This is a genomic window from Thioalkalicoccus limnaeus (genome assembly GCF_041197575.1).
Taxonomy (GTDB): Bacteria; Pseudomonadota; Gammaproteobacteria; order Chromatiales; family Chromatiaceae; genus Thioalkalicoccus; species Thioalkalicoccus limnaeus.
On record NZ_JBDKXB010000011.1, the window covers coordinates 13,167 to 29,771 of the forward strand.

15 protein-coding genes are annotated in these 16,605 nt (G+C 66.9%); 5 read left to right on the forward strand and 10 right to left on the reverse strand.

From position 1 onward, the window contains the following. Nucleotides 1–28 precede the first annotated feature (28 nt). The 5 genes from asnB (ABC977_RS09830) to ABC977_RS09850 are packed head-to-tail and all read left to right on the forward strand — an operon-like array spanning nucleotide 29 to nucleotide 7,326. Nucleotides 29–1,876, forward strand: a complete 1,848-nt coding sequence (asnB, locus tag ABC977_RS09830; protein ID WP_369667081.1) for an asparagine synthase (glutamine-hydrolyzing) — start codon at nucleotides 29–31, stop codon at nucleotides 1,874–1,876. Further along, complete coding sequence (locus tag ABC977_RS09835; protein WP_369667082.1) at nucleotides 1,873–3,027, forward strand: glycosyltransferase; 1,155 nt, start codon at nucleotides 1,873–1,875, stop codon at nucleotides 3,025–3,027. Before asnB (ABC977_RS09830) ends, ABC977_RS09835 begins: the two co-directional genes overlap by 4 nt. After that, nucleotides 3,024–4,220, forward strand: coding sequence for a glycosyltransferase (locus tag ABC977_RS09840; RefSeq protein ID WP_369667083.1), 1,197 nt, complete (start codon nucleotides 3,024–3,026; stop codon nucleotides 4,218–4,220). Before ABC977_RS09835 ends, ABC977_RS09840 begins: the two co-directional genes overlap by 4 nt. Continuing rightward, entirely contained in the window at nucleotides 4,220–6,184 is a 1,965-nt protein-coding gene (asnB, locus tag ABC977_RS09845; protein ID WP_369667084.1) for an asparagine synthase (glutamine-hydrolyzing), read from the forward strand. Before ABC977_RS09840 ends, asnB (ABC977_RS09845) begins: the two co-directional genes overlap by 1 nt. Beyond that, nucleotides 6,181–7,326 carry a glycosyltransferase family 4 protein gene (locus tag ABC977_RS09850; protein ID WP_369667085.1) on the forward strand — a complete coding sequence of 382 codons (1,146 nt, stop codon included), beginning with the start codon at nucleotides 6,181–6,183 and terminating at the stop codon, nucleotides 7,324–7,326. The genes asnB (ABC977_RS09845) and ABC977_RS09850 overlap by 4 nt, the downstream gene beginning before the upstream one ends. A gap of 85 nt (nucleotides 7,327–7,411) precedes the next feature. Here ABC977_RS09850 and gspD read toward each other — a convergent pair whose 3' ends face one another. The 10 genes from gspD to ABC977_RS09900 form a co-directional block, all read right to left on the reverse strand. Then, nucleotides 7,412–9,589: a type II secretion system secretin GspD gene (gene gspD, locus ABC977_RS09855; RefSeq protein WP_369667170.1), complete on the reverse strand. Its 2,178-nt coding sequence runs from the start codon at nucleotides 9,587–9,589 to the stop codon at nucleotides 7,412–7,414. Then, nucleotides 9,589–10,215: a hypothetical protein gene (locus ABC977_RS09860; RefSeq protein WP_369667086.1), complete on the reverse strand. Its 627-nt coding sequence runs from the start codon at nucleotides 10,213–10,215 to the stop codon at nucleotides 9,589–9,591. The genes gspD and ABC977_RS09860 overlap by 1 nt, the downstream gene beginning before the upstream one ends. After that, a complete protein-coding gene (gene gspM / locus ABC977_RS09865; protein WP_369667087.1) occupies nucleotides 10,212–10,817 on the reverse strand; it encodes a type II secretion system protein GspM in 606 nt (201 codons plus the stop codon). Before gspM ends, ABC977_RS09860 begins: the two co-directional genes overlap by 4 nt. Continuing rightward, a complete protein-coding gene (locus tag ABC977_RS09870; protein ID WP_369667088.1) occupies nucleotides 10,814–11,890 on the reverse strand; it encodes a PilN domain-containing protein in 1,077 nt (358 codons plus the stop codon). The genes gspM and ABC977_RS09870 overlap by 4 nt, the downstream gene beginning before the upstream one ends. Nucleotides 11,891–12,330: 440 nt before the next feature. Next, nucleotides 12,331–13,239, reverse strand: a complete 909-nt coding sequence (locus tag ABC977_RS09875; protein WP_369667089.1) for a type II secretion system minor pseudopilin — start codon at nucleotides 13,237–13,239, stop codon at nucleotides 12,331–12,333. Nucleotides 13,240–13,257: 18 nt separating this feature from the next. Beyond that, nucleotides 13,258–13,977, reverse strand: a complete 720-nt coding sequence (locus ABC977_RS09880; RefSeq protein ID WP_369667090.1) for a prepilin-type N-terminal cleavage/methylation domain-containing protein — start codon at nucleotides 13,975–13,977, stop codon at nucleotides 13,258–13,260. Further along, nucleotides 13,974–14,393 carry a type IV pilus modification PilV family protein gene (locus ABC977_RS09885; RefSeq protein ID WP_369667091.1) on the reverse strand — a complete coding sequence of 140 codons (420 nt, stop codon included), beginning with the start codon at nucleotides 14,391–14,393 and terminating at the stop codon, nucleotides 13,974–13,976. The genes ABC977_RS09880 and ABC977_RS09885 overlap by 4 nt, the downstream gene beginning before the upstream one ends. Further along, nucleotides 14,390–14,884, reverse strand: coding sequence for a GspH/FimT family pseudopilin (locus tag ABC977_RS09890; RefSeq protein WP_369667092.1), 495 nt, complete (start codon nucleotides 14,882–14,884; stop codon nucleotides 14,390–14,392). Before ABC977_RS09890 ends, ABC977_RS09885 begins: the two co-directional genes overlap by 4 nt. Further along, nucleotides 14,859–15,302 carry a type II secretion system major pseudopilin GspG gene (gene gspG / locus ABC977_RS09895; RefSeq protein WP_369667093.1) on the reverse strand — a complete coding sequence of 148 codons (444 nt, stop codon included), beginning with the start codon at nucleotides 15,300–15,302 and terminating at the stop codon, nucleotides 14,859–14,861. The genes ABC977_RS09890 and gspG overlap by 26 nt, the downstream gene beginning before the upstream one ends. Nucleotides 15,303–15,395: 93 nt before the next feature. Continuing rightward, nucleotides 15,396–16,604: a type II secretion system F family protein gene (locus tag ABC977_RS09900; protein ID WP_369667094.1), complete on the reverse strand. Its 1,209-nt coding sequence runs from the start codon at nucleotides 16,602–16,604 to the stop codon at nucleotides 15,396–15,398. Nucleotide 16,605 lies beyond the last annotated feature (1 nt).

The window sequence follows — 16,605 nt, forward strand, 5'->3', positions numbered from 1 at the left end:
GCCAGGATCGCGCGCCGGACTCGAGACCATGTGCGCGATAGCCGGACTGCTCTGCGAACCCGGGCGGTTCGACGCGTCGACGCTCGAGCGAATTCTGCTCGCGATGCGCGATACCATGACGCACCGCGGCCCCGACGACGCCGGGATCTGGATCGACCCCGCCGGCGGTTGTGGGCTCGCGCACCGCCGGCTGGCCATCATCGACTTGTCTCACGAGGGTCGGCAGCCGCTCGGAAATCGGGATGCGACCGTCCAGGTGACCTTCAACGGCGAGATCTACAACTACCAGACGCTGCGGCGAGGTCTCGAGCGGACCGGCCATCGGCTGCGCACTCGCACCGATACCGAGGTCTTGCCGTATCTGTTCGAAGACCTGGATCCAGCTCATCTGCACGAACTCGACGGGATGTTCGCATTCGGCCTGTGGCACCGCGAACGACGCCGCCTGCTGTTGGCCCGCGACCCGTTCGGCAAGAAACCGCTCTACTATGCACGCGGTCCCGGGTGGTTCGCGTTCGCATCCGAATTGACCGCTCTGACACAAGTCCCGGGCTTCACCGATGCGATCGACGGCGAGGCCCTGGAATTCTATTTGCTGCTGCAGTACGTGCCAGCGCCGCACAGTATCTACGAGGCCGCGCGCAAACTGCCGCCGGGCTGCTGGATGACGGTGGACCTCGCGGGCGATCGCTTGACGGTCGCCGAGGCGACGCGGTACACGCGCTTCGAACCCGCGGAACCGGCTCGGTTCGGCGGCCCGTCGACGCCCGAGCGCCTCGAAGAGCTGCGCGCCCGGGTCCGCGACGCGGTCCAAAAGCGCCTGGTCAGCGATGTGCCCCTTGGGGCCTTCTTGTCCGGCGGCGTCGACTCCGCATTGGTGGCGGCGATGGTCACGCGCGAGTTGGATCAGCCGCTGGCGACCTTCTCGATCGGATTCGAGGGGGCCGATGACAGCGAGCATCTGTATGCGCGCGAGGTCGCGCGCCACCTCGGCACCGAACACCACGAAGAGCGGCTGCGGCCCGATACGCTGCACCTCGTCCCCGAGATCGCCGAACGCCTCGACGAGCCGAACGGGGACTCCAGTTGTCTGCCGACCTATCTGCTGTGCCGCTACACCCGTCAGCATGTCACCGTGGCCTTGTCCGGCGACGGCGGCGATGAGCTGTTCGGCGGCTACGGTCGCTACCGCGACACCCTGCGCGAAGCCGGCCATCCGCTGCGTTCGCTCTGGCCCGCGGTACGCAACCGACGCCGCTACCGGCCGGCCGACGGCTACTTGTCGCCGCGCTGGCTGATCTTCCAGCCAGACGAGGTGGCCGCGCTGACCGGCGGGCTGTCTGCGACCGTCGAAGGCTGTGTCGAGGGCTGGCGCCGCGACCTGAATGCCAGCCGCCAACCCTTGCTGCATCGGATGCGCCACCTCGACGCCGAGACCTATCTGCCTGGCGCCGTGCTCGCCAAGGTCGATCGCATGAGCATGCAGGTCGCCCTCGAGGTCCGCTGCCCGCTGCTCGACCGCTCGGTCGCCGAGCTCGCCGCGGGCCTGCCGGCGGCGGCCCTGTGGCGGCCGCCGGCGGAGACCAAACGGCTGCTCAAGGCACTCGCTTCCCGCTACCTTCCGGCCGGCTGGATGAATCGGCCCAAGATGGGCTTCGGCCTCCCGTCGAACAGCTGGTCACGCGACGCGATGCTGGGGTTGGCGCGGGATCTGCTGGCCGCGTCGGACACACGGCTGGCGACCCTGGTCGAACCGGGGCGGCTGCGCCAGTTGATCGCGCAGCAAGCCGATCCCGGGCGCTTCTCGATCTACCAACTGTGGCCTCTGCTGATCCTCGAGCTGTGGCTGCGCCGCGGCGGCCGGAGCCATCGGTGATCGCGACGCCAGGTCGCGACACGGCGCGGCGCGACCCGTCGCCAGGGACCGGGCCGATCGCGCTCTTCTTGCCGTCGCTGGCCGGCGGCGGCGCCGAACGGATGATGCTCAACCTGGCCGGCGGGCTCGCGGCGCGCGGACGACCGGTCGATCTGGTCCTGGCCCGCGCGTCCGGACCCTATCTGGATCAGGTTCCATCCGGCGTCCGCGTCGTCGACCTCGACCGCGGCCGGGTCCTGGCGGCATTGGCGAGGCTGACCTTTTATCTACGGCACACGCGGCCGCGGGCCTTGCTCGCGGCGATGGACCACGCCAACATCGTGGCGCTCTGGGCCAGGGATCTGGCCGGCACCGGGACCCGCTGCCTGGTCAGCGTACGCAGCAACCTGTCGGCTGAAACCCTTAATGGACGCGGGCTCGCGGCGCGCGCGATGCCGCGATTGGCGCGGACCTTCTATCGTCGCGCGGAGGCCGTCGTCGCCGTATCGCGCGGCGTCGCGGCGGACCTGGGCCGGCATCTCCGCATCGAGCCATCCCGTCTGCACGTGATACACAACCCGGTCGTGACCCCGGATCTGCCGACGATGGCCGCCGCCGCGCCGCCGCATCGCTGGTTCGCCGAAGACGCCTGTCGCCCGGTGCTGCTCGCCGCCGGCCGCCTGGTCGCGCAGAAGGATTTTCCGACCCTGATCCGGGCCTTCGCACGGGTGCGCGCGCACCACCCCGCACGCCTCGTGATCCTCGGCGAAGGCCCCGAGCGGCGGAGCCTCGAGCGTCTGACCCACGAGCTCGGCGTCGCGACCGATGTCGACCTGCCGGGTTTCCAACCGAACCCCTTCGGCTTCTTTCGCAGCGCCGCCCTGGTCGTGTGCTCGTCGGCCTGGGAGGGACTTCCGGGCGTGCTGATCCAGGCGCTCGCCTGCGGCACCCCGGTGGTCAGCACCGATTGTCGCGACGGACCGCGCGAGATCCTCGAGGATGGCCGACTGGGACGCTTGGTGCCGGTTGGCGACAGCCTTGCGCTCGCCGACGCGATCCTCGCGACCCTGACCGCGCCACCCGCTCGCGCCCCGCTGATCGCGCGTGCCGCCGACTTCGCGTTGGAACCCATCACGGACCTTTATCTCGCGCTGCTCGAGGGATCCGGATGACTTCGATGGCCGCTGCGCGGACCATCGGAGCGGCCGGGTACCAGCGCCCGATGCGCGTGCTGCATCTGATCACGGCCCTCGATACCGGTGGCGCGCAGATGATGCTCTACAAGCTGTTGTCCGCATCCGACCCGAATCGGGTGTCGGCTCGCGTGATCTCCCTGGTGACAGGCGGCGACCTGGCCGAGCCGATTCGCGATTTGGGATGGCCCGTTGCCGATCTCGGTTTGCGGCGCGGCCGGCCGAACCCGACCGCGTTGGCGGGATTCATCCGACGCGTGCGCGCCTGGTCGCCGGATCTGGTGCAGACCTGGATGTACCACGCCGACCTGGTCGGTGCGCTGGCCCGTCCTTGGCTCGGGGCGGTGCCACTGCTGTGGAACCTGCGGCAAAGCGATCTCGACCCGGTCACCTCCAAGCGCACTACCCGATGGACAGTACGGCTGTGCGCCGCACTATCGCGGGCCGCGCCGAGTCACATCCTGTGCTGCTCGGAGCAGACCCGGCGCGTGCACCGCGCGCTCGGTTATCGCGCTGACATCATGAGCGTGATCCCGAACGGGTTCGATCTGGATCTTTTTCGGCCGGATCCGAGCGCGCGCGTTCGGCTTCGCGACGAGCTCGGCCTCACCCCCGGCACGCCTTTGATCTGCGGCGCCGCGCGCTTCGACCCACAAAAGGACTTTCGGACCCTGCTCGTGGCGATGGCGCGGCTGCGCGAGCAGGCCCCGCTGCTGCACCTGGTCCTATGCGGATCACAGCTCGAAGCGACCAACCCGCTGCTCGCGGCCTGGCTTGCCGAGCTGCGACTCGCTGACCGCACCCACCTGCTCGGTCTGCGGCGCGACATGCCGCGGATCCTCGCTGGCTGTGATCTGTTGGTCTCGGCCTCGGCCTACGGCGAGGGCTTTCCCAACATCGTCGGCGAGGCCATGGCCTGCGGCATCCCCTGCGTGGTCACCGACGTCGGCGACTCGGCTGCCATCGTAGCCGACACCGGAGCCGTCGTCGCGCCGCGCGATCCAGCCGCGTTGGCCGCGGCGATAGGCCGATTGCTGGCCTGTGGCCGGCCGTGCCTGGTCGAGCTCGGCGCCCGAGCGCGGCAGCGCGTCGCGGAGCAGTTCGCGCTGCCCGCGATCGCCGACCAATACACCCGCCTTTACGAGTCTCTCGCGAATGGGGTCCTGCGCTGATGTGCGGCGTATGCGGCCTGTGGCAACCCGGCGGAGGCGATGCTGCCGCTTTACGGGCGCGGATCGCCTCGATGACCGCGACGCTCGCGCATCGCGGGCCCGACGGCACCGGGACCTGGGTCGATGCCGCAGCCGGCATCGCCTTCGGACATCGGCGATTGGCGGTCCTGGACCTCTCGCCTCATGGCCATCAGCCGATGGTCTCGGCCGACGGCCGCTACCTGTTGACCTTCAACGGCGAGATCTACAACCACCGGTCGTTGCGGGCGGCCTTGCCGTCCGACACCTCCTGGCGCGGCCACTCGGACACCGAGGTCCTGCTCGCGGCGCTGGCCCATTGGGGCGTGCCGCGCGCCCTGGAACGCTTGAACGGGATGTTCGCGTTCGCCCTGTGGGATCGCCGCGACCGGACCTTGGTCTTGGCTCGCGACCGGCTCGGCGAAAAGCCCTTGTATTACGGTTGGGCGGGTCGGCACTTCTTGTTCGGATCGGAATTGAAGGCCTTGCGCGCCCATCCCGACTGGTCCGGCGATGTCGACCGCGATGTGTTGGCGCTCTTCCTGCGCCTGGGGCACGTGCCGGCACCCTACAGCATCCACCGCGGCATCCGTCAACTCGGCCCCGGCACCTTCGCGACCATCACGGATCCCAGTCGGGATCCGGCGTTGACCTGCTATTGGTCCGCGGCGGCCATCGCCGAACGTGGCCAGCACGAGGCTTTCGACGGCGACCGGCACGAGGCGATCAAAACTCTGGAGGAGTTATTGCGCGACGCGGTCGCATTGCGGATGCAGGCCGATGTCCCCATCGGGGCCTTCCTGTCGGGAGGCATCGACTCCAGTACCATCGTTGCGCTGATGCAGGCGCAATCGCGCCAGGCCGTGCGGACCTATTCGATCGGGTTCGCCGAGGCGGGCTATGACGAGGCCCCGCGCGCGCGCGCCGTGGCCCATCATCTCGGCACCGACCACACCGAGCACTATGTCACCCCAGAAGAAGCGCTCGCGGTGATCCCGCGATTGCCCGATCTCTGGGACGAACCCTTTGCCGACCCTTCGCAGATTCCGACCCATCTGGTCGCGACGCTGGCCCGGCGAGACGTGACCGTTTGCCTTTCCGGCGACGGCGGCGACGAGCTGTTTGGCGGCTACACCCGCTATCTGTGGGCGGCACGGACCTGGAAGGCGATCGGCTGGGTCCCACTGTCGGCGCGGCACGCGCTTGCGAGCGGGATCCAACGCGTGAGTCCCCACGTTTGGAACGGCGTGTTGCGACCGGTGGCGCGGTGGCTGCCCGGGCCGCTCGCGATTCACCACCCGGGCGATCGGCTGCACAAGGCGAGCGAGGTGCTGATCGCGGATACGCCGGTGGCGCTTTACCGCCGTTTCCTGTCGCACTGGAAGCACCCGGAAGCACTGGTGCACGGCGCCACCGAACCGATCACGGCCTTGACCGACCCCAGACGCTGGCCGAACCTCGGTGACTTTCGGGCGTTGATGATGTACCTCGATAGCGTCGGCTATCTCCCCGACAATATCCTCGTCAAGGTCGACCGGGCGACCCAAGGCATTGGGTTGGAGGCACGTGTGCCCTTGCTCGATCATCGCGTCTACGAATTCGCCTGGCGCCTGCCGCTGGCCTGGAAGCTGACCGGGACCATCGGCAAGCGACCACTGCGAGCGATCGTCGAGCGCCATGTACCCAAGGAGCTGATCGAACGGCCGAAGATGGGGTTCGGGGTACCGATCGACCATTGGCTGCGCGGTCCTTTGCGCGATTGGGCCGAGGCCTTGCTCGACGAGCGTCGCTTGCGCGACGAAGGCTATCTGCAACCCGAGCCCATCCGTCGTGCCTGGCACGAGCATCTATCGGGCACGCGCAACTGGTCCTATCAGCTGTGGGATCTGCTGATGTTCCAGGCCTGGCTTGCGGCCGCACCGAATCGAGGGCCGCGGGACGCATGAAACCCAGGATTGCTTTCTTTCTCACGGTGGACTGGTACTTTTGCCAGCACTACCTGGATCTCGCCTGCGCCGCGCGCGACGCAGGCTACGACGTCTTCGTGATCACCAAGGTCGAGGATCAGGGCGAACGGATCCGCGCCGCGGGACTCACGCTGGTGCCTTTATCGATCTGTCGGCGCGGCCTGAATCCGGGTCGCGAGCTTTTAACCGTGCATCGCCTCGCACGCCTGTTGCGCGCGACCCGTCCCGACCTGTTGCACAACATCGCGCAGAAGCCGGTCCTCTATGGTTCGTTGGCGGCGCGGCTGAGTGGCGTGCGCACCGTCGTCAACAGTCTGCCTGGGATGGGCTATCTGTTCACGGCTCGCCATTGGCGAGCGCGGCTCGCGCGCCAGTTGGTCAGCATCGGCTACCGACGGCTGCTTCTCCGGCCTGGCAGTTGCGTCACGGTGCAGAATCCGGATGACCGCGAACAACTGCGGCAAGTCGCCGGCATCGAGTCGCGCCTGATACCTGGATCCGGCGTCGACCTGAATCGCTTCCGCCCGACGCCGACCCGGCCGGCTCCGCCCGTGACCATCGTGCTCGCAGCGCGCCTTTTGTGGGACAAGGGCCTTGGCGAGTTCGTTGCGGCTGCGCGGTTGCTGCGGGACCAGGGCGTGACCGCGCGATTCGTGTTGGTCGGCCGTCCGGACCCGGGTAATCCGGGTACGGTCGACGTGTCTCAGTTGCAAGCCTGGCAAGCCAGTGGCCTGATCGAATGGTGGGGCTATCGGAACGACATGCCGGCGGTGTTCGACCAGGCCCATATCGCTTGCCTCCCGTCGTATTACCGCGAAGGACTGCCGAAGTTCTTGATCGAGGCCGCGGCCAGCGGCTTGCCGCTCGTGACCACCGACGGCCCCGGTTGTCGCGAGGTCGTCGAACCGGGTCGGAACGGGCTGTTGGTGCCGGCCAGGGATCCGGAGGCCTTGGCCAGCGCGCTGGCCAAGCTCGTCGCTGACCCGGCACTCAGGGCGAGGTTCGGTCAGCGTTCGCGGGAACTGGCCGAACGGCGCTTCGCCAGTCACCATATTCTCGCGTCGACGCTGGCGATTTATCGCGACTTGCTGCAAACCGGCCAGTGCACGGCCGAGCCCTGACGGAGGCGATCCTGATCCAGCATCAGCCGGCCCGTCGCCCCCGCGGGTCCGGCCAGCCCACGACCCGGACGGCCAAGGCCTGTCGCTAGAGGCCGCGCATGTCCAGGCCTTTGAGCTTCTCGCGAAACTCACTCGTTACCGACTCGATGTCCTGATCGCTGGCGATCACGCGCGGCGTCAGGATGACGACGAGCTCGGTACGATCCGCCGAGCGACGGGTCTCGCCGAACAGGGCGCCGAGCCCCCGCGCTCTGTAAAGCCCCGGCACGCCCTGCTTGCCGTCTTCGCGCAGATCCTGGATTAGCCCCCCGAGGACCACGGCCTGATTCGAGCGAACCGCGACCGAACTCGTGATATTGCGGGTCGAGAAGGTCGGGGAATTGACGCCACCTGGCGAGGTCGGGCTCGCGACCGTGCTGACCTCCTGTTCGATCTCCATCTGCACTAGGCCGCCCGGCGTGACCCGCGGCTTCACCGACAGCATGACACCGGTATCCCGATATTGAATCTGATTGATGATCCGGTCGATATCGGTCGTGCCCTGCTGTTGGGTCGTCACGATCGGCACCTGTTGCCCGACCTGGATCTTCGCCGTCTGATTGTCCATGACCATCACCGACGGTGACGACAGGACGTTGACCAGATTGTCGGACGCCAACGCACTCAAAGTCGCGCGGATCTGATTCGGGCTCGCGATGACCGCCCAGTTGAAACCGGGAAACACTTTGCTGATGCCTGAGCTCGTAGTGCTGTCGAGCGTGCCGTCGAGCGAAAAATCCTGGCGATAACCCTCGACGTTGCCGAAGATCTGCCATTGAACGCCGTACTGAAGGTTACCGGTCAGCGAGATCTCGACGATCGTTGCCTCGACCAGGACCTGCAGCGGGACGATATCGAGCTGCTTCAACGCATCGAGCAGGCTCTTGTAATCGCGGGGGCTGGCGCGGATCAACAAGGAGTTGTTGACGGTATCGGCGACGATGCTGACCCCCGAGCCCAGGTCGATCTCGCTCGCGCGCGCCTGGCGTGATGCCGTGGTGGACCCACCGTCATTTCCGCCGCCGTCGGTATCGAGTGTGGCCGGACGCAAACCGGGCGCGACACCACCAACCGAGCGGGCCGCCGTGCCGTCACCGGTGAACAACTGGCTCAGGACGTCCGCGAGAAGCTCGGCGTTACTGTGCCGAACGCGGTACACATAAAGTCGCTGGACGCCGTCGGCCGCGGCCTCGGCCACGTCGAGTCGCTCGATCCAGCCCTTGACCTGGGACAAATACTCGGGCCGTGCCGAGACGACCAGCAGGCTGTTCGCGCTCTCGATTGGCATGAAACGGAACAGTCCCTTGAACGGGTTACCGTCCTCGTCGGCCAAGAGGCCTTCGAGCTGCTGCCCGACATCGCTCGCGCGCGCGTATTCGAGCGTGAAGAAGCCGACCGACAGGCCCGCCATCCAGTCGACGTCGAAGACCCGAATGGTATCGAGCACATTGCCCATTTGCGGGCTCGTCGCTGCAATGATCAGCAGGTTGCGTAGGGTGTCGACGCGCACGATGCTCCCTTCCGGGACCAGCGGCCGCAAGATCCGGCTCATCTCGTCGGCACCGATGTAGCGCAACGGAACGATCTGGATGCTGTAACCCTCGGGGAGCGCGCGCGTCGTCTCGCCAAGCTGGGGCGTGACCTGACCCTGCAGTGCGTTGGTCAACGGCACGACCTCGTAGCCGCCGTTCGTGTGGAGCAACGCGGCGTTGTTCATCCGCAACAGCGTCTCGAGCGTCGGCAGCAGGTGTTCGCGACGCAGCGGCCGGCCGGTTTGCAATGCGACGGTGCCCTGCACGGCCGGATGCAGGACATAGTTGACCTGCAACAGATCGCCGAGGATCACCTTGACGACCTCGCGGATATCCGTGCCATCGAAATTGAGCGTCACGTCGCCGGGCGTCGTATCGACCTCGGGCCGTTCGATGCGACCGACGAAGGCGCCGGTGCCGCGCTCGACATAGCTTTCGACTCCCGGCGCCTCGGCCGCGCGGCCGAACGCGATCCCGTCAGCCTCCAACGGCTGGGTCGTTGCGACCGGGGCGGCCTCAGACGTCGGCCCCACGACATGCCCGCGCGGGTCGCCGACCCGCACCGTAGGGTCCCAGTCGCCGCGTTCGCACCCGGTCACCAGGATCAGGGCCACCGACAGCAGGAACACGATCAGCCAAAGACGCAGGGAAAATGGATTGCGGCGGAACGGCAGGACCTGGCCATTCATCATCACGGGCCTGTTGGTCTAGAGGGTTGGATCGGTGCGGCCGGTGGCGAACCGGCGACATGGCTTGGGCGCGGCGGGCGGCGCTCGGCCTGCGGCCCCCGGTTGCGGAGTACCGAGGCGGGGGCCGGCGTCGCGGCCGAGTAATCACGCAATGGTAGCCGATCGGTCCGGCCATGTCCTTCCAGGAGCAGGTGATCCGCACGGATCTCCCGCACGACCCAGCCCAGCAAATCGTCCCCAGGACGGACCCGGATCAACGCTTGTGGGGATTGCCGTGATTGGACCCAGGCCACGGTCAGCTCCGGGGTCATGATGATCGCGGTCAGATCCAGGCCGGCCAACTCGGTCGCCTCGGCCACCGGGATCTCGGCTTCGTCACTCGCCTCCGTTCGCACCGGGCGGCGTTCCGGGTGGAACAACGGCCGTTCCGTGACCTCGGCGTACGCCAAACGGTCGTCGAGCCGATCGAGCCGCGCCAGAAGGTCGGCGGTGGGCGTTAGAACGTCGGCTACCTGAGGCGCTGCGTCGTCGGCCGGTGGCAGCGGATCGGGGCTCATTGGCCAATCGTGCCACTGAGCCCAGAGGATCGCGATCAGTCCGACCAGGATCAGGGTCCAGATGCCTTTCACGGGGATCCCCCGAGGACGTAGCCAAAGACATCGAGGCGCACCGTCAACTGGCCATCCTGCTGTCCGGGGATCTGGCGTGCGCGCTGCCCCGGTACCACGGACCTGGACATCGAGCGCACCGACAGTTGATCGACGAACAAGAAAGGCCGAGCCTGCTCGACCTCCAGCAAGATATCCAACAGGGTCTCGGTCGTCCCTTGCAGTTGGGCGCGGACCCGAACCAGCGGTGGGCCTTCCTGGGTCGGCGTCGGCAGGACCTGGGTGCTGATCAGTCGACCGTTCGCGTTACGCACCAGGTCTTGCAGCCGTGTCTGGAGTTCGGCCCCAGCCAACGCGGGTGTCGGTGCGTCGATGTAGAAGGAGCGAAATTCCTGGTTGGCGCTGACCTGTTCGAGCTCGGCGCGTAGCCTTGGCAAGGACTGGAGCAAGCGCTGATAGCGGTGGAGTTGATCGGTCGCAACGGCGACCTGATCGTCCAGCGTGCGGAGGCGTTCGAACCAAGACCAGCCGAGCGACCCGATCAACAGGAGTGGGATCAACGGCAACCCCGCCCAGAGGATCAGACATCGATTCGACGGACGCTTGGAACCGGTCGAGATCATGGCTGTGCAGCGAGTCCATAGCGGAACATCAGATGGAAGCGTTCCATTCCGGTTTGCGCGACCTGCGTGACCGGTGACCGAAAGGCCACCCCTTCGAAGCCGGGCACGCGCTCCAACCGCTCGATCAGCGCCGTCGCACGCGCCGATTCGCCCCGCAATTGTACCTCCTGCCCCTGCACGTCGAGATTCTGGATCCAGGTATCGTCCGGCAGGTGAAGGGTCAGCTCGCGCAAGAGATCGGCCATCAGTGGCTGCTGCGCCTTTTGGCGTAGCAACGCCTGGCTTCCCTCGCGCGCCTGATCGAGGGACTGACGCACCTCATCGACCTGGATGGCCTCGACGCGGACACGGCGCAGGTCTCGTTCGATCTCTTCCACAAATTGTGTGCGCTGCCACAAGGGGGAGATCAGGATCGCGACCAGCAGCGCGAAGACCGCGAGCGCGAAGAGTCGCCCCGACGTCACGAGCTGAATCTTGTGCGGCGGACGGTCCGCCGGGTCGAGCAGATTCGCTCGCGGCCACGCCCCTTCCCAGGTCAGCTGGTCGACAGGTCGACCGACCCCGCGCAGGCGCTCGAGCCACGGCTGGATCGGCGCACGGCGGCAGATTGCCAGATCCACCTCGAGCCGTTCCGCCTGGCGGCTGGGACGAGCCGCGAACGACATATAGACCTGATCGGCCGCGAACGGCGAAAAGCGATCGATCTCGTAGCGCATGACCTGCGCGAGGTTCTCTCGCACCTGTAACGGCAGCGACAGGGTCCGGCGCAGGACCTGCTCCGCTCCGATGACCAAAACCGTCCGCTCGGTGCTGGCCCCGGCTATCGGCGGCAGGACGCTCGTGCCGGCCTTGTCGAGTTCGCCGACCGGGCTGCGGTCATCGCCCGTCGCGATGAAGAGGTCGGCGCGCCCACCTCGGTCGATGACCAATAGCCGTCGGTCACGGGCGAGAAACCAGCGCCGCCAGGCACCGGGCAAACAGACACCATAGGCGGCCCACCATTCTGCGAGTGTATCCCGGTCGAACCGGAGACCCGCCGACCGGATCCCTTTCAGCTGTTCGATGACCCTCATAATCCTCTGCCGACCTGAGCCGGTCGTTCGGCGCCAAGTCGCCGCAGCCGGGACCATGGGCAAGCCCACGGAAATCAGGTTGACTGCGGCGATGTCGGGTTACGGCGCGCATCGAGCGCCATACCGGGAAGCGCAGGTTCCGAGTTGGCGCACCCAACCCGACCACATGGTATTTTATCTCGCCGGAGTTGCGATAGGCTATTGAAAGCAGTCTGCCGCGCCCGCCGAGGGCAAAGCTCGCCCACGCTCCTCACATACGCTGCAAGCAACGCTTCTAAGATGCCCTAAGGTCCTCGGCGTTTCGTTTAGCTTGCGCGGATTGACCGCTGCCTGTCAAACGGCTGCGCGAGGACCCAGGCGCCGATGACCGCTCCGCCGGAACCCTACGCACCCTCGAGCCGGGGTCATCGCCAGCCGCGGCGACGCAGCACGGCGGCCCATCACGGTTGGTCGGGCCGCGCCGCGAGCCCATAGCGCTGCCAGCGGGTGCGGAACGGGGGCGAGGCACCCGGTTGCGCCATGACCAAGGTCTCCATCGCCTGTGTACCACGTCCGTCGCGAATCCAATCGACCCGAATCCGCAAGAGGGGCCCACCGCGTGCAACGGCACCCAGGGTCTCGGCCTCGCCCAACAGCTGCTCGTCACGGAGGCGGAGCCGCTCTTCGGCCTCCTCGAGGCTCAGCCCTTGCAACGCCGCCAACACCAACGCCGAGGCCAATTCCTCGTCGACCTGATCGGAGCCGATATCGACTGTCACGGCCGGCTCGATCGCACGGTACAGCGGCGGCGTCATGCCGAGGATCTGTTGCAGCTCGGCGACACTCGAGAAGGGACCATCCTTCGATCCATAGGGCCGGCCGGCGGCTTCGTAATCGCTGTCCTCAGCGCCATCGAGCCGCCGCAGATCATCGGGATCACGCCAGTCGAGGATGCGGTTGGCCAAAGCCGTCGCCTCGTCCGGCGGTATATCCAACGCATGCAGCAGGGCCTCGAGCCGCTCGCCGCTCGCGTGATTGAGATCGATCCGCGAGGCCTCGTGGAAGACTCGGACCTCCAGCGTCTCGCCGGCGAAGATCCAAGTCCGCGGCCAGCCGTCGGCAGCCCAGATCTCGCTGGACTGACGCCATTCGACCGGCACCGGCGCCGACAGATGGAGCAAAGCATAATGGACCGCGGCCTCGGCCAGCGCGCGAAATCGCACGGTATCGACGTGATTACGCGTCAGGCTCGTCTCGGTGCGCTGGGTCGCGGTCAAGCCGAGGGCCATCACCGTCAACAGCGCGATGACCCAGAGCACCAACACGAGCGCGATGCCGCGAATCCTGCCGGACCGGGCGCGGTCAGCCATCGCCGGGTCCCTGCTCGCTCACCAAGAGGCTCCATCGGGCAGCGGGATCAGGATGTCCGGCCAGGCCTCGCCAGGCCGCGTCAGCCTGATCCGTACCCGTTGCGGCAACATCGGCTGATCGAGCCAGTCATCGAACCAATCGCTCTCGGCCTGGCCGTCACGGCCTCCGAAGTAGGCAATCCCCCATTCATCGACATCGTCGAGCAGGACCGTCCGACCGAAGACCCCAGCGGCGGCATCCTGATCGACATCTCGATCGGCGAGGACGCCCGTTGAATCCGCGACGAGTGCCTCCCAGGCCGGGATTCGGAGCTCCACACGACCCGCCAACACATCCGGGTGCAGCAGCCAGTGCGTCAAGACCAAGGATCGCTGATCCCTCTGCTCCTCGAGGGTCAAGCGCAGAAGGTAAAGGCCGCCCGTCCCGACGCGATCGGACAGGGGCGCGACGAACTCGATCCATTGGGTATCACCCGACAGGCCCCACCACTGGCGATCCTGGTAGGGCATCGCGATCGCTCGCGCTTGCCGCAATGCACGGTCGACGAAACCGCGCGCGATGCGCAGTTCACCGTGGCGGTCGGCCTGCGTCTCGACCGTATCCCAGGCCCGCGAACCGAGCCTCAAGCCTGAGAAAAGCAAGAGGTTGATCAGCGCGATCAGGCTCAGCGCGATCAACAGCTCGACCAAGGTAAAGCCACCTCGGCGACCCCTCGGGATCCCGCGCGCGCGACTCACGGCAGCGCGCCCAGCCGCAGGCTGGTGAGGGTCAACTGCCGCTCGCTGCGACCCGCATCGGGCCAGACGACTTCGATCCTGACCAGGTACGGGATCGCGAGCGGCTCGCCAGGAAACTCGGCTTCCAGCGCGAAGGGCTCGATCGCGACCGACCAGGTAAGACCGTCATCGTCTTCGCCCCGATGGTAGCCGAGCTCGAGCGGGATCTCGAAGCCGACGGCCTGTAATCGGGACTCGGCCAGCGTCGCGGCGCGACCGTAGTCGACCCCGGCGGCGGTGACCCGGAGCGCCTGCGAGAAGATCTGCAACAGCACACCGAGGCTCAACGCGAGGATCGCGAACGCGACCAGGACCTCCAGCAGCGAGAATCCGGCCTGGCGCGAGTCGACCCATTGACCGAAGCCAACTCGTTTCATGGATCATCCCGAGGCGCCATCCGGACCTGCCCGGTCAACCAGTTGACGCCAACCTGATAACCCTGGTTGCCCCGTTCCAGCAGGATCACGCCGCCGGTCGAGCTGCCATCGGGAAAGAAACGAATCGCGCCAGTCCGTTCATCCTGCATCTCGGTCTCGGCGGTCTCGAGCCGGATCCGCATCCGGCTCGGCAGCCGGACGGGCCGGTAACCGCCATCGATCTTCAACGACCGCTCGACGAGATCGACCGCCAAGGCCGCGTCCCGTCCGGTGCGGATCGCCTCCTCTCGGGCCTGTCTCAGGCTGGCTACCGTCGTGCGCGCCGCAGATTTGAGCTCGACGCCGGGAAAGGCGGCGCTGACCAACGGCGGGACGATCGACAGGATCAGGCCCATCAGCGCCAGGACTACGAGCAGTTCGATCAGCGTGAAGCCAACCGCCCGCGCGACGGGGCGACCCGCCCCGTCACTCCCAACTCGTGATATCGGCATTCTCGCCTTCGCCACCTTCGCGGCCATCGGCGCCGTAAGACCAGATGTCGAAGGCACCGTGCTGCCCTGGATAACGATAATTATACTCGTTACCCCAAGGATCCTTCGGCAACTCGCCGCGCCTTAGATAGGGCCCGTTCCAGTTCGAAACATTGCCCGGATTCTCGACGAGTGCACGCAGACCCTCCTCGGTCGTCGGGTAGCGGCCGACCTCGAGCCGGTACAGATCGAGCGTCGCGCCGAGGTCCGCGATCTGGATCCTCGCGGTCTGGCTCTTGGAGCTGCCCAAAAACTTCATCACCTGAGGCCCGACGAGGCCGGCCAACAGGCCGAGGATGGCCAGCACGACAAGCAGCTCGACCAGGGTGAAACCGGTCGCAGCGCGACGGCGCCTGGTCTCGCGTAGCTTTGCATTCATTGAGATCAACACCTTGATTCAGTTGGACGTGAAGTAACGCCCGCCGACCACACCCGCCTTCGGATGGCCGGGCGGTCGGCGTCGTCTTGGGTTCTAGAACACGAGCTCGTTGGCCCCGAGGATCGCCATCAGGATCGAGACGATGATGCCGGCAACGACGATGCCGAGGCCGATGATCAGCACCGGTTCGAGCAAGGTCAAGAGGCGCTGGACGCTGGCCCTCGTCTCCTGGTCATAGACGCGCGCCACCTTGCCGAGCATGGCCTCCAGGCTGCCCGACTCCTCGCCGACCCGGATCATCTGCAGTGCCAGTTGCGGCAGGATCGCGCGGCGCCCGAGCGGTTCGGCGAGGCCGCGGCCGCGCTTGAGATCCTCCCCGGCCTCCCCTAGGAGCCCCGCCAGCTTCCGGTTGCCGACGACCTCGCGCGACAGGTTCAGCGCATTGAGCAACGGCAGCCCATTCGCGAGCAGGGTCGCCAACGTATGACAAAATCGCGCCGTTTCGAGTTTCCATAACAGGTCGCCGAACAGTGGCACGTCCAGAACCCGATGGTCGAGGCGGGTCCGCACGACCGGATCCTTGAGCCAGCGCTCGATGACGGCGGCGGCGATCGCGACCGCGACCAACATCGCCCACCAATAATGCCGGAACAGGTCGCCGGCGGCGACGACGATCTGCGTGGGCAGCGGCAGGGCCTCGCCCATGTCCTCGAACAGCAGCGTGAACTGCGGCACGACCCAGACCAGCAGCGCGATGACCGAGAGCCCAGCGACCCCCAGCAGGATCATCGGGTAGACCAGTGCCGAGGTGATGCTGCCGCGCAACTCGGCGGTCCGCTCCAGATAATCGGCGAGCCGGGCGAGAACCGCATCGAGCGCCCCGCTGGCCTCGCCGGCGCGGACCATGTTGACGTACAGGCGCGGGAACTGGCCATCCTGCGCCTCGAGCGCACTGGAGAAGGCTGCCCCGCCGCGGACGCGGTTCTGCAAGTCCGCAAGGACACTCGCGCGATGGGGCTCGGTAGTCAGATCGATCAGGATCTGCAGCGAACGGTCGAGCGTCAGCCCGGACTCGAGCAAGGTCGCCAGTTGCCGCGTGATGGCCCCGATCTCCTTCTGGCTCAAGCGCCGATCGGCCCGGCGCGTCAAGCGCGCGCGCAAACCGCCGGCCGAGCGCGTCTGGATCGGTATCAACCCCAAGGACTGGATCTGTCGAACCGCATTGGCCTCATCGAGCGCCTCGAGCTCGCCTTCGACCAACTCACCGTCAGGCTTGACCGCGCGGTATTCGTAACGCAGCATC